General features: G+C 76.9%; 8 protein-coding genes. 4 read left to right on the forward strand and 4 right to left on the reverse strand.

Annotation, left to right across the window (positions count from 1 at the left end; translation table 11 throughout):
• The first annotated feature begins 310 nt into the window (after positions 1-310).
• On the forward strand, positions 311-1399 hold the full coding sequence (locus tag QOZ88_RS19670; RefSeq protein ID WP_306001399.1) for an FUSC family protein: 1089 nt from the start codon (positions 311-313) through the stop codon (positions 1397-1399).
• 4 nt (positions 1400-1403) lie between these two features.
• Here QOZ88_RS19670 and QOZ88_RS19675 read toward each other — a convergent pair whose 3' ends face one another.
• Positions 1404-2198, reverse strand: a complete 795-nt coding sequence (locus tag QOZ88_RS19675; RefSeq protein WP_306001400.1) for a methyltransferase domain-containing protein — start codon at positions 2196-2198, stop codon at positions 1404-1406.
• A gap of 146 nt (positions 2199-2344) precedes the next feature.
• Entirely contained in the window at positions 2345-3844 is a 1500-nt protein-coding gene (locus QOZ88_RS19680; RefSeq protein WP_306001401.1) for a glycerol-3-phosphate dehydrogenase/oxidase, read from the reverse strand.
• A gap of 38 nt (positions 3845-3882) precedes the next feature.
• Between QOZ88_RS19680 and QOZ88_RS19685 the strand changes: the two genes are divergently transcribed.
• Positions 3883-5535 carry an FAD-binding oxidoreductase gene (locus QOZ88_RS19685; protein WP_306001402.1) on the forward strand — a complete coding sequence of 551 codons (1653 nt, stop codon included), beginning with the start codon at positions 3883-3885 and terminating at the stop codon, positions 5533-5535.
• Positions 5536-5694: 159 nt separating this feature from the next.
• On the opposite strand, the gene QOZ88_RS19690 is transcribed toward QOZ88_RS19685, so the two are convergent.
• Positions 5695-7143 carry an FAD-binding oxidoreductase gene (locus tag QOZ88_RS19690; RefSeq protein ID WP_306001403.1) on the reverse strand — a complete coding sequence of 483 codons (1449 nt, stop codon included), beginning with the start codon at positions 7141-7143 and terminating at the stop codon, positions 5695-5697.
• 384 nt (positions 7144-7527) lie between these two features.
• Between QOZ88_RS19690 and QOZ88_RS19695 the strand changes: the two genes are divergently transcribed.
• A complete protein-coding gene (locus QOZ88_RS19695) occupies positions 7528-10848 on the forward strand; it encodes an AfsR/SARP family transcriptional regulator (protein ID WP_306001404.1) in 3321 nt (1106 codons plus the stop codon).
• A 136-nt stretch (positions 10849-10984) separates the two neighbouring features.
• Here QOZ88_RS19695 and QOZ88_RS19700 read toward each other — a convergent pair whose 3' ends face one another.
• The gene (locus tag QOZ88_RS19700) at positions 10985-11752 is read right to left on the reverse strand and encodes an SDR family oxidoreductase (protein WP_306001405.1); all 768 of its coding nucleotides are present in this window, start codon (positions 11750-11752) and stop codon (positions 10985-10987) included.
• 119 nt (positions 11753-11871) lie between these two features.
• On the opposite strand from QOZ88_RS19700, the gene QOZ88_RS19705 reads away from it, so the two are divergent.
• Positions 11872-13098, forward strand: a complete 1227-nt coding sequence (locus tag QOZ88_RS19705; RefSeq protein WP_306001406.1) for an arginine deiminase — start codon at positions 11872-11874, stop codon at positions 13096-13098.
• Positions 13099-13147: the final 49 nt, after the last annotated feature.

A 13147-nucleotide genomic window follows, 5' to 3' on the forward strand; every position in this document is an offset into this window, starting at 1 on the left:
GGCCTGCGCCACTCCGGACAGACGGCGACCCACGACACGCGACTGTCGACTCTGGCACAGATCGCCGGGGCAGAGGAGCCGATGACCATGACGGTTGCGTGACATCGCGAGCGGTCCCCGGGCTCCACCCTGCCGGGATCGCCGCCGCCGGCTGCGCACGGGTGCGGCGCGGGGGCCCGTCGCCGTCCCCGCCCACGGTCACCGGCCGGGCGGCCACGGCTCCCCGTCGTCGGGTGCGCGTGCGGCGCTCCCCTCCCGGCGCCCCTCACCCCGGGGACGGGACGCCGGGAGGGGAGCGCATCCTGGCGGGGTGGGATGGGTGGTCGCGCGGCTGCAGCAGCCGTGGGTGCAGCGTGCGGTACGGGCAGCGCTGGCAGCAGGCCTGTCGTGGCAGGTGGCCCTGCTGCTGCCCGGGACCCTCTCCGACTACGCCTACTACGCCCCGCTCGGTGCGGTGATCGCGGTCAGCCCGACCGTCGCGGACTCCGCGTCGGCGGCGTGGCGCAGCCTCCTGGCCATCCTGCTCGGCTTCGCGCTCGCCGTCGCGGTCTACGAGCTCACCCGGGCGGTGCCCAACGCGCTGACCATCGCGCTGATCGTGCTGCTGGCGATCGTCGTCGAGCAGTGGCGGGCCCTGCGGGAACAGGCGAGCTGGGTCAGCTTCGCCGCCGTCCTCATGCTCACGGTGGGCACGGCCGATCCGGCCGACTACGCGGTGCGCTACGCCGGGCTCACCTTCCTGGGCGCGGCGATCGGCGTCCTGGTGACCACCGTGCTCTTCCCGCCGCTGCAGCTCACCACGGCGGTCCAGCGGATCCAGGCGGCTCGGGCGCTCATCGCCGACCACCTGGCGACGATGGCGGCCGCGCTGCGCAGCGGCCTGGTACCGGCGCCGGACGAGTGGGACGCGCGCGGGACGGAGCTCGACCGCGCCCTGGAGCGGATGCGGCACGCGGAGCTGGTCGTCGAGCGCGCGCGGCGGGCCAATCCGCGGGCGCGGAAGTGGCACGGGACCGCCGCCAGCATCCGGGAGCAGTCCCGGGCCCTGGACCGCGTCGCCGTCCTGATCGACGACCTCACCACGCTGGTCGTCGAGTTCCAGCCGCACCGCCGCGGCCTGGACCGCGTCGACGACGGGACCGGCTGGGTGCTGGCCGACGCCCTCGACGGCCTGGCCGGCGTCGTCCGCACCCCGTACCACGCCACGGGCACCGGGCCGGACGCGCGCGACCGGGCCGTCGACGAGGCGCTCGCCGCGGCCGGGCGGCTCACCGCGCTGGTGCGCGACTCCGCCATCGGTGACGACCAGGGGTTCTTCGCTCTCGGGGCCGTGGCCGTCGGCCTCCGGCGCAGCCTGGCGGCCCTCGATGCGCACCACCACCGGCAGGAGGTGACCTGAGGGGTCAGACGCGGACGAGCAGCTCCCCGTGCAGCATCCCCAGCCAGCCGTCGTCCGCATCAGCCCAGCGCAGCCACGCGCCCGCGATCCCCTGCAGCTCCCCCGGCGTCGCCAGGCCGTAGGCCACCGCCTGCTCGGCGAACGCCGACGCCGTCGCCCGCCCCGCCCACGAGCGCCCCCACCACTCCCGCTCGGCGGGGGTGGCGAAGCACCAGGACGACGTCGTCGCCGTGACGTCGCGGAGCCCCGCCGCGTGTGCCCACGCCAGCAGCCGGCGCCCGGCGTCGGGCTCGGCGTCGTTGCGGCGGGCCACCTGCTGGTAGAGCGCCAGCCAGCGGTCCAGCCCCTCGTCGGCGGGGAACCAGGTGGTGGCCGCGTAGTCGACGTCGCGGACGGCGACCAGCCCGCCCGGCCGGCAGACCCGCGCCATCTCCCGCAGCGCGGCCACCGGATCGGTGAGGTGCTGCAGCACCTGGTGGGCGTGGACGACGTCGAACGAGGCGTCGGGCAGGTCGAGGGCGTAGACGTCGCCGACGGCGAAGGTGACCTCGACCCCCGCGCGGTCGGCGCCGGCCCGGGCCTCGTCGAGCGGGTCCGCCGAGAGGTCCAGCCCCAGCACGCGGCCGGGCGCCACCCGCGCGGCGAGGTCGACGGTGATCGTGCCGGGCCCGCAGCCGACGTCGAGCAGGTCGAGGCCGGGGCGCAGCGCAGGCAGGAGGTGGGCGGCGGAGTTCTCGGCGGTGCGCCACCGGTGCGACTGCAGGACCGGCTCGGCGTGCCCGTGCGTGTAGGTGTCCACGAAGGCAGTGTGGCCTCCCATCCCGCAGAGTGGAATCGCCATCTCATGTAGTGAGATACCGTCCACCCCCGCCGCAGCGCGTCCTCCCTCAGCGCCCACGGTGCGGGAGGACGCGCCATGATCAGGGAACCTGATCATGGCGGCGGTCAGCCCTCGGCGAGCACCTGCTCGGCCACCGGCACCGCGCGCTCCCGATCGGCGGGCACCAGGCCGATGCGGGTGCGGCGGTCGAGCAGGTCGGCCACGGTGCGCGCCCCCTCGTGGCGGACGGCGAACCGCAGCTCCCCCACCGTTTCCGGCCGCCCCGCGACGACCAGCGCCGGCCCGAGCGCCTCGACCGCCGGCGCCTCGGTGCCGTACCGCGCGACCAGCCGGGGCGGCGCTCCCAGCCGGTCCAGCGCCACCCGCGGCGCCGCCCCGACGAGCGCCAGCCGCGCGCTGAGCGACCGGGCCGCCCCCCGCCCGAGCCGCGCCACGACGGCGTCGACCGCCTCCTCGGCCATCGCGCGGTAGGTGGTCAGCTTCCCGCCGACCACGGAGAGGACCGGTCCGTCCCACGCCAGCAGGTGCCTGCGGGACAGGTCGGCGGTCGCGCTGCCGGGGGCCGCCGCCCCGGGCAGCACCAGCGGCCGGTAGCCGGCGTAGGCGCCCACCAGGTCGGCGCGGGTCAGCGGCTCGGCGAGCACCGGGTTCACGGTGTCCAGGAGCTGACGCACCTCGGTGTCGGACGGCGTCGGGTCGTCGTCGGGCACCGGCCCCTCGACCGGCTCGTCGGTGAGCCCGAGGTAGACCAACCCGTCCGGCTGCGGCAGCGCGAAGACGTACCGGGAGCGGGAGCCCGGCAGCGGCACGGTCAGCGCGGCCGACGGCGAGCCCAGCCGCACGCCGGGCACCACCACGTGCGAGCCGCGCGAGGGCACCAGCCGGATGCCGGGCGCGAGCCGCTGGGCCCACACCCCGGCGGCGTTGACCACCGCCCCCGCCCGCACGGTGAACGGCGGCCCGTCGTCGGTGGTCACGTGCACGTCCGCACCGTCGACGGCGGTGACCGTGGCCCCGGTGAGCACCCGGGCGCCGTGCGCGGCCGCCGTCCGAACGAGGGCGACGACGAGGCGCGCGTCGTCGACCAGCTGCCCGTCCCAGAAGACGACCCCGCCACCCCCGGGCCGCACGCCCGCGACCAGCCGGCCGACGTCGGCGGCGCCCACCCGCCGGGTCGGGGGCAGGGACCGCCGCCCGCCGGGCACCGAGAACCGCACCGCGTCGCCGAGCCGCCCGCCCAGCCCGGCGAGCGCGGTGACGTCGCGGCCCACGGCGTCGGGGACCAGGAAGGGCAGCGGGCGCACCAGGTGCGGCGCCGTCGCCCCCATGAGCACGGCGCGCTCGCGGGCGCTCTCCCGCGCCAGCCCGAGCTCACCGTGGGCCAGGTAGCGCAGCCCGCCGTGCACCAGCTTCGAGGACCACCGGCTGGTGCCCGCCGCGAGGTCGGTCCGCTCGCAGAGCAGCACCGAGAGCCCGCGCGACGCGGCATCCAGCGCCACCCCGGCACCGGTCACCCCGCCACCGACGACGACCACGTCGACGGCGCCCCCGGCCACCGCCGCCAGGTCACGCGTACGGCGCGCGGGTGACAGGGAACCGATCACCCGGTCCTCCAGCGCTGCGGCACCGGCAGACTGTAGCCGTGCCCGAGCAGCCGGAACTGACGATCCAGGGCTGGGGCCCGCGCCCCGCCACCCCGGGGGACGAGAGCCCCGACGGCGTCCTGACCAAGGCCGCGCGCCGCTACCTGACCCGCGAACTGGGCTGGGAACCGCGGGCCACGCCCCCCGCGGCGGTGGAGGAGATCCGGCTCGCCCCGTGCCGGCTGCCCGAGGAGGACCGCGCGGCGCTGGCCGGCCTGCTCGGCGAGGACCACGTGCGCACCGACCGCGACGCGCGGCTGCGGCGGACCGGGGGCAAGAGCTACCTGGACCTGCTGCGCCGGCGGGAGGGCGACGCCTCCGACGCCCCCGACGCCGTCGCGCTGCCCGGCACCACCGAGGAGACGGCCGCGCTGCTGGCGCTGTGCAGCGAGCGCGGCGTCGTCGTCGTCCCGTTCGGCGGGGGCACCAGCGTCGTCGGCGGGTTGGCCGGGGTCGACCCCGACGACCGGCCCGTGCTGGCGGTCGACCTGTCCCGCATGGCGTCGGTGCAGGCGCTGGACGTGCCCTCGTCGCTGGTCACCGTCGGGCCGGGCATGCGCGGGCCGGCGCTCGAGCAGGCGCTCGCCCGCGAGGGGCTGACCCTCGGCCACCTGCCGCAGAGCTGGGAGTACGCCACCCTCGGCGGGTACGCAGCGACCCGCTCGGCGGGCCAGTCGTCCACCGGCGTCGGCCGGTTCGACGAGCTGGTCGCCGGCCTCACCCTGGCCACGCCGTCCGGGGTGCTGGAGCTCGGCCACCCGCCGGCGTCGGCCGCCGGGCCCGACCTGCTCGGCCTGGCGCTGGGCTCGGAGGGGACGCTCGGCGTCATCACCGGGCTGACGCTGCGGGTGCGCCCCAAGCCCACGGCCAGCTCCTACGAGGGCTGGTCGTTCCGCACGTGGGCGGCCGGGCTCGCCGCGCTCCAGCAGCTCGCCCGGCACGACCTGCTGCCCGACGTCGTCCGGCTCTCCGACACCGACGAGACGCGGGCGAACCTGCTCATGGCGGCCGGGGCCGGCGCCAGGGCGCTGCGCGGCAGCCTGCGGGCACGGGGGCGCGGCGAGGGCTGCCTGCTCGTCGTCGGCTGGGAGGGGGTGCCCGATCTCGTGCGCGCCCGTGTGCGCGCCGCGTCGTCGCTGCTGCGCGACGGCGGCGCCGTCCGGCTGGGCCGCCGGGTGGGCGACTCCTGGCGCCGGCACCGGTTCGAGGCGCCCTACCTGCGCGACCGGCTCCTGGACGGCGGCCTGCTGGTCGAGACGCTGGAGACCGCGGCCACCTGGACGGCGCTGCCGGCCGTGTACGACGCGACCCGCCGGGCGCTGCAGGAGTCGCTGGCCCGCGGCGGGCACCGGCCGCTGGTGATGGCCCACGTCTCGCACGGGTACGCCACCGGCGCCTCGCTCTACTTCACCGTGATCGCCGACCGCGACGACGCGCTGCCCATCCAGCAGTGGCTCTCCGCGAAGCGTGCCGCCACCGATGCGCTGCTGGCCGCGGGCGGGACGCTCACCCACCACCACGCCGTCGGGGCCGACCACCGGCCGTGGCTCGAGCGCGAGGTGGGGCCGCTCGGCGTCGAGGTGCTGCGGGCGGTCAAGCAGCGGCTGGACCCCCACGGCGTCTGCAACCCCGGCGTCCTGCTCCCCGACTGACGGCGGTGTTGATCAGGTGACCTGATCATCTGTGGTCCTGGCTCACCACCGGTGGTGAGCCAGGACCCGGAACGACCAGGTCACCTGATCAACAAGAGGCCGGCGGCGCCGGGGGCCGGGGTCAGGAGCCCGCGACGCCGGCGGCGAGCCCAGGCGGGCTCAGATGGCGTGGCCGAACGAGAAGACGCGCTCCGGGTCGACCGCCGCCTTCACGTCGGCCAGCCGCTGGTGGACGCCGGGCGGGTAGGCCGCGGCGACCTCCCCGGGCCCCGACACGTCACCCAGGAAGTTGATCACCGTCTCCGGTGACCTCCACGGTCCGAGCACGGCGAGCACTCCCCGCACCACGGCCGGCACCACGTGGGCCAGCTCCGGGATGCCCGGCCCGATGGCGTACACCGCGTAGGCACCGCTGCGCCCGGGAACGGCGTTGGGCACCGGCGCCGGGCGGGCCAGCGCCCCACCCATCAGCCGCACCTCGAGCATGGCCAGCGGGATGTCGAGCTGCGGGCCCGCGGCGCCCAGCAGCGCGTCGACGATCTCCTCGGTCAGGTCGGCGAGCAGCAGGCCCTTCTCCCACGCCGGCATCGGGTCGACCGGGTCCATGTGGATGGCGTCGGTCTCGTCGGTGCGGATCGGCCCGATGAAGCCCAGCAGGGCCCGCCCGGCGGTCCGCATCGGCTCGACCAGCCGCTCGCCCTCGTCCAAGTCCGTGCCGCAGTAGGCGTAGCGCAGGTGGACGGCGGTCTGCCCGCGCAGCGGCGGCGGCACGAACTCGGCATCGGGCATCCGGAGGATCGCCACCGAGGTGCTGACCTCCTCCGGCAGGGCGGGCGCCCACCGCCGGAAGGCGTGCAGCACCGCCGCCATGTCCTCGCCGGCGAAGAAGATGCCGCCGGCGTAGAGGCCGGTCAGCGGCACCAGCTCCAGCTCCAGGGCGGTGACGACGCCGAAGTTCCCCTTGCCGCCCCGGACCGCCCAGAACAGCTCGGGCTCGGAGTCGGCGGATAGCGTGCGCTGCCGGCCGTCGGCGGTGACGATCTCGACCGCGCGGACGTGGTCGGCGGCGAAGCCGTGCTTGCGGCCGAGGGAGCCCAGCCCGCCGCCGAGCGTGTACCCCACGACCCCGACGTCGGACGACGAACCGCACAGCCCCGCCAGGCCGAACTCGGCCGCGGACTCCATGAGCCGCTTCCACTTCACCCCGGCCTCGACGCGGACGGTCCGCCGCTCGGGGTCGATGAACAGGCCCTGCATCCGGCGGGTGGTGATCATCATCGAGCCGGCGGCGTTGCGCACCGGGCCGTGGCCGGTGGCCTGGACGGCGACGCGCAGGCCGCGGGCGACGGCCCAGGAGACGGCGGCGGCGACGTCCGCGGCGCACGTGGCGCCGACCGCGATCGCCGGGGTGCGCTGCACCGCGACGTTCCAGGTGGCCACCTCCGCGGCCAGCCCGTCGTCGCCGGCGGCGTAGACGGGGCCGTGGACCAGGCCGCGGAGCTCGTCGACGTCGGCCGCGGGGAAGGGCGGGACGAGGCTGTCGATGGCGTCGGCGTCCAGGAGTGCGACGGGTTGCTCGGGCTCGCGGGGGAGCTCGGTGAGGGACATGCGGATTCCTCTTCGCTGCCGCGGCGGTCACCGCGGGTGGGGCACCGCGGGCGGGCCGCGGTTTCTCGGGACGGAGGAAGCCTGCGGGGCTCCCCTTGCCGGGCACTTGGAGCCGACTTGGACGCCGACTTGCAGGGAGACCCGGCGCTTCCCCGCCTCTGGCCGGGGTGCGGCCGGTCGACCGTCCGTCCAGCCGCGCCGTGACCCGGCTGGACGTCCGGCGGCCCGGCTCCACCTCCGGCCGGGACGTCCGGCGGCCCGGCTCCACCTCCGGCCGGGACGGCCGGCAGGCCCGCCCCGGCTCCCCACCCCGGGCAGGAGGCCGTGGGCCCACCGCGCAGGAAAGGGTCCCGCCGGGGACGGCGCGCTGGGAGCATCCGCGGCGTGCGCTTCCGAGTCCTCGGACCGCTCGAGGTCGCCGGTCCCGACGGCCGTCCCGTCGACGTGGGCGGCGCCAAGCCCCGGGCGCTGCTGACCCTGCTGCTGGCCGACGCCGACCGGGTCGTCGGCATCGACCGGATCGTGAGCACGCTCTGGGGCGACGAGCCGCCCCCGACGGTCACCGGCACCCTGCAGGCCTACGTCTCCCACCTGCGGCGGGTGCTGGAGCCCGACCGGGGCCCGCGCGAGGCGCCGACCGTGCTGATCACCCGCCCACCGGGTTACCTGCTGCGCGCCGGCGCCGACGACCTGGACGTGCTCCGCTTCACCCGGCTGATCGAGGCCGGTGACCGCGCGGTGGCCGGTGGCGCGCCCGCGCGCGGGGTGGCCCTGCTGGACGAGGCGCTGGGCCTCTGGCGCGGGGAACCGCTGGCCGAGCTGGGCGACCTGCCGGCGGCCGCGAGCGACCGACTGCGGCTCACCGAGCTGCACGTGCGCGCCCGCGAACGGCGTTGCGACGCGCTGCTGGCCGTGGGCCGCCCGGAGGCCGCCGTCCCGGACCTGCAGCACCTGGTGGCCGAGCACCCCCTGCGCGAGCGGTTGTGGGCCCGCCTGGTCACCGCCCTGTACGCCGCCGACCGGCAGGCCGAGGCACTCGACGCCTGCCGCCGGTGCGCCGAGCTGCTGCGCGACGAGCTTGGCATCGACCCCGGGCCGGAGCTGCGCGACCTGGAGCAGGCGGTGCTGCGGCAGGACCCGCGGCTGCTGCAGCGGCTCCCCCGGCCGGTGCTGCCGCCCGCCCCCGTCCCCGCGCCGAGCACCTCGGCCGACGCGCTGGTCGGCCGGCGGGCGGAGCTCGACCAGGTGCGCGCGGTCGCCGAGCAGGTGGCCGGCGGGCGGTCCGCCGTCGTCGTGGTCGAGGGCGAGGCCGGCATCGGGAAGACCCGGCTGGCCGGGGCGATCGCCGACGGCGCCCGGCTGCTGGGCTGGCCGGTCGCGTGGAGCCGGTGCGCCGACGACACGGGTGCGCCGGCGCTGTGGCCGTGGACGCAGGTGCTCGAGCAGCTCGGCCAACCCCAGCTGGTCCCCGACGCGGCCGCACCCGGGGACGACGCCGACGCCGCCCGGTTCCGCCTGTTCCAGGACCTGCGCACCCGGCTCACGGCGGCGGCGTCCCGCCCGGTGCTCGTCGTCCTCGAGGACCTGCAGGGCGCCGACACCACATCGGTGCAGCTGCTCGGGCTGCTCGTCCGCCACCTCCCCCGGGCGCCGGTGCTGCTCGTGGTCACCGCGCGGAGCGTCGGCGAGCGGCTGCCCGAGGCCGTCGCGGACTGCCTGGCCCGGCTGGCCCGCGAGCCCGCCGTCACCTGCGTGCGGCTGCGCGGGCTGGACGCCGACGACGTCGCCGCGCTCCTGACCGCCCAGCTGGGCTCCCCCGGCGACCGGGCGCTGGCCACCGCCGTGCACGACCGCACCGGCGGCAACCCGTTCTTCGTCGTCGAGCTGTCGCGCTGGATGGTCGGCGCCCACGACCTCCACCTGGACGCCGTCCCGGTGCCACCGTCGGTCGGGGAGGTGCTGCGCACCCGGCTGGCCCGGCTGCCCGCGGGCGCCCGCGAGGTGCTGGAGGTGGCCGCCGTCGCCGGCCGCGAGGTGCCCCTGGGCCTGCTGGAGGCGGCCGGCACCTCCGTCGACGACGCGCTCACGGCGATGGACTCCGCCCTCGCCGTCGGCCTGGTGGTCGAGGGCGGGCGGCCGTGGAGCTGGCGGTTCGCCCACGCGCTGGTGCAGGAGGTGCTGGCCGGCGACCTGCCCGCGGTGCGGCGGGCCCGGCTGCACGCCCGCGTCGGCGAGGCGCTGGAGCGGCGGATCGCGACGTCGAGCGACGACGGGCTCGTGGAGCGGCTCACCCACCACTTCGTCGAGGCGCTCCCGGTCGTGGGGCCCGGCCCGGCGCTGCTCTACCTGGGCGCGGCCGCCGGCGCCGCGCGGGCCCGGCTGGCCCACGGCGAGGCCGCCGCGCACGGTCGGCGGGCCCTGCAGCTGCTCGACCCGGAGGCGCCGGACGCCGCCCGCACCCGGCACGACCTGCTCACCGCGCTGGGCGGCGACCTGCTGCGCAGCGGCCAGCTCACCGAGGCGCGCGAGGTGGTGGCCGAGGCGATCTGCCTGGCCCGCCAGCTCGACGACCGGGAGTGCCTGGCCGAGTCCGCGGCGGTCTGGGGCAGCGTCACGCTGTGGAACTGGCGGCCGCACGGGGTGGTCGACGAGGACATGGTCGCCGTCCTGGAGGACCTGCTCGCCGAGCGCACCGACGGCGACGACCCGACCACCGCCCGGCTGCTCGGCACCCTGGGTGTCGAGCTCGCGTTCGGCCCGGACGACCGCGGGGTGCGGGCGGCCAAGTGGGCGGTCGCGATGGCCCGCCGGATCGGCGACCCCGAGCTACTGGGGCGGACGCTGAACAACTTCAGCCTGGCGGTGTGGGGGCGGCCCGGGGCGGCCGAGCTGCGCCTCGCCGCGGCCGACGAGTCCCTCGAGCTCGCCGGGCGGGGGCTGCCGCGGCGCACCGAGTTCCTGGCGCACCTGCACCGGGCGGCGATCCGGCTGCACCTGGGCGACCTGGCCGGCTTCGAGGCCGACCACGACCAGGCCCGGCGGCTGGCGGTGTCGCTGAGCGGCCCCGAGGTGCGCCCGCACGTGCTCTGGCAGGCCGGCGGGCTGGCCTGGCTGCGCGGCGACGCCGACCGGGCGGAGGAGCTGACCACCGAGGCCTACGAGGTGTTCCGGCGGGTCACCCCGCACGCGCGGCACGCCTACGCGGCGCACCAGTTCACGCTGCGGCGGGCCGACCACCGCGAGGCCGCCACGCTGCCGCTGCTGGTCGAGACCGGGGACGAGGGCAACCCGCTGCTGCAGGAGATGGCGGTGCTGGCCGCGGCCGAGTCGGGCGACGTGGTGGAGGCGCGCCGGCTGCGCGCCCGCTGGGGCCGCACGCTGGTCCGGGACTGGGCCAGCGACGTCGCCCTCTACCTGCAGGCGGAGAGCTCGCTGTGGCTGGGCGACGAACCCGACTGGGCGGCGGCGCTGGCGTCGCTGCTCCCCTACCACGGCCGGCAGGCGGTGCTCGGGACGCCGTCGCTCACCCTCGGCGCCTACGACGAGCTGCTGGGCCGGATCGCCGAGCGGCTCGGTGACCCGGCCGGCGCGCGGCGGTGGTGGACGGCGGCGCGGGAGCAGGGCGGGCTCGTCGGCTCACCGCACCAGGTCGCGCTGGCCGAGACGCACCTGCGCCGGGTCGCGGCCGAGCCGAGCCCCGCGTGAGGCCCGGGCCGGTGCTCCGCGCACCATCCTGGCTCACGGTTCCGGGTCCTGGCTCACGGTTCCGGGTCCTGGCTCACCGTCGATGCTGAGCCAGGACCCCTGTCGATCAGGTCACCTGATCGTGGACGATCCGCCGCTACGCCGTCGTGGCGATCCCGCCGTCGACCGGGATGACCGCGCCGGTGACGTAGGCGCCCGCCCGCGAGGCGAGGTAGACGACGACGCCGGCCATGTCGTCGGGGCGGCCGATGCGGCCCAGCGGCGACTTCGCGGCGATCTCGGCCCCGAAGGCGTCGAGCGTGGCGGCCATCATCTTCGACTCGAAGGGCCCGGGGGCGACGGCGTTGACGGTGATGCCCCTGGGCCCGAGCTCCCTGGCCAGCACGCGGGTGAGCTGGTGCAGCCCGGCCTTGCTGGCGGCGTAGGAGTAGGTCGGCATCGGGTTGACGTGCAGGCCGTCGATGCTCCCGACGTTGACGATGCGCGCCGGGTCGCCCTCGGACGCCGCGGCCTCGAGCCTCGGCAGGAACGCCCGGGTGAGGAAGAACGGCGACTTCAGGTTGAGGTCGAGCAGCTTGTCCCAGGCCGACTCGGGGAAGGTCTCCAGCGGCTCACCCCAGGTGGCGCCGGCGTTGTTGACGAGCACGTGCACCCGCTCCTCGTGCCGGCCCACCTCCTCGGCCAGGCGCGTGCACTCGGCCTCGGTGGAGAGGTCGGCCGGGATCGAGACGACGGTGCCGAACTCGGCGAGCTCCGCGGCGGCGGCCTCCCCGGCCTCGGCCTTGCGGGAGCTGATGTAGACCTTCGCCCCCGCCTGCAGCAGGCCGCGGGCCATCATCAGGCCGATGCCGCGGGTGCCCCCGGTGACCACGGCCACCTTGCCGGTCAGGTCGAACAGGTCCACGGGTACCTCCGGTTCGGCGTCGCGGCGCCGTCGTCGGCACCGACCCCGGCACCCTAACGAGGCGGGGAAAGGGGCCGTCCACGACGCCGTCCCCGCCGGCCTGTGCCAGCCTGGCGGTCATGATCGGATCCGCCGCGACCCCGGGGGCCACGAGCGAGGTCGGCCCGCTGCGCACGGTGATGCTGCACCGGCCCGGCCCCGAGTTGCGCCGGCTGACGCCGCGGAACAACGACGAGCTGCTCTTCGACGGCGTCCCCTGGGTGGCGCGGGCGCAGGACGAGCACGACGCGTTCGCCCGGGCGCTCGCCGACCGCGGCGTCGAGGTGCTGCACGTCGCCACGCTGCTGGCCGAGGTGCTCGCCGTCCCCGCCGCCCGCGACGAGCTGATCGGCGCCGCCGTCGACGACCCACGGCTCGGCGCCACCCTGCAGCGCGACGCCACGCGGCACCTGGCCGCGCTCGCCGCCGAGGACCTGGCGACGGCGCTCATCGCGGGGCTGGCGCACGATGAGCTGCGCGGCTCGGGGCTCGCCTACCAGCTCATGGACCGCTCTGACTTCGTCGTCCCCCCGCTGCCCAACCTGCTGTTCACCCGCGACTCCTCGGTGTGGATCGGCGACGAGGTGGCGGTGACCTCCCTCGCCATGCCCGCGCGGCACCGGGAGAGCACGATCACCGCCGCCATCTACACCCACCACCCGCGGTTCGCCGGGGCCGAGCAGCTGTACGGCCCGGAGCTGGAGCACCTGGAGGGCGGTGACGTGCTGCTGCTGGCGCAGGGCGTGGTGGCCGTCGGCGTGGGCGAGCGGACGACGCCCGGCGGCGCGGAGCGGCTGGCCCGCCGGCTGTTCGCCCGCGGCTTGGCGCACACCGCGCTCGTCGTCCCCATCGCGCAGGAGCGGGCGACGATGCACCTGGACACGATCGCCACGATGGTCGACGTCGACGCGATGGTCATGTACCCGGCGGTCGCCGACTCGCTGGCCGCCTGGACGGTGCGCGCGCCCGAGGGCTCCTCCCCCGAGGACGCCGGCACCACCGACCTCGCCGTCACCGGGCCCGAGCCGTTCGTCCGCGCGGCCGCGAGCGCGATGGGCATCGACAAGCTGCGGGTGATCGACACCGGGCTGGACCCGGTCACCGCCGAGCGCGAGCAGTGGGACGACGGCAACAACACCCTCGCCCTGGCCCCGCGGCTGACGGTCGCCTACGAGCGCAACACCGTCACCAACGCCGCGCTCGAGGCAGCCGGCATCGAGGTGGTGCGGATCGCGGGCTCCGAGCTCGGCAGCGGCCGGGGCGGCCCGCGCTGCATGTCCTGCCCGGTCTCCCGCGCCCCTCTCTGAGACTTCGCCGACGTCACGACCTGGGGACTTTTCCACGGAGGGCCCGATC

Source organism: Blastococcus carthaginiensis (assembly GCF_030731085.1).
Taxonomy (GTDB): domain Bacteria; phylum Actinomycetota; class Actinomycetes; order Mycobacteriales; family Geodermatophilaceae; genus Blastococcus; species Blastococcus carthaginiensis.

What these genes read in the sequence shown, in the direction of transcription:
- QOZ88_RS19690 (WP_306001403.1), bottom strand. Translation starts at nt 7,143, where the DNA reads ATGTCCCTCACCGAGCTCCCCCGCGAGCCCGAGCAACCCGTCGCACTC.
- QOZ88_RS19705 (WP_306001406.1), top strand. Translation starts at nt 11,872, where the DNA reads ATGATCGGATCCGCCGCGACCCCGGGGGCCACGAGCGAGGTCGGCCCG.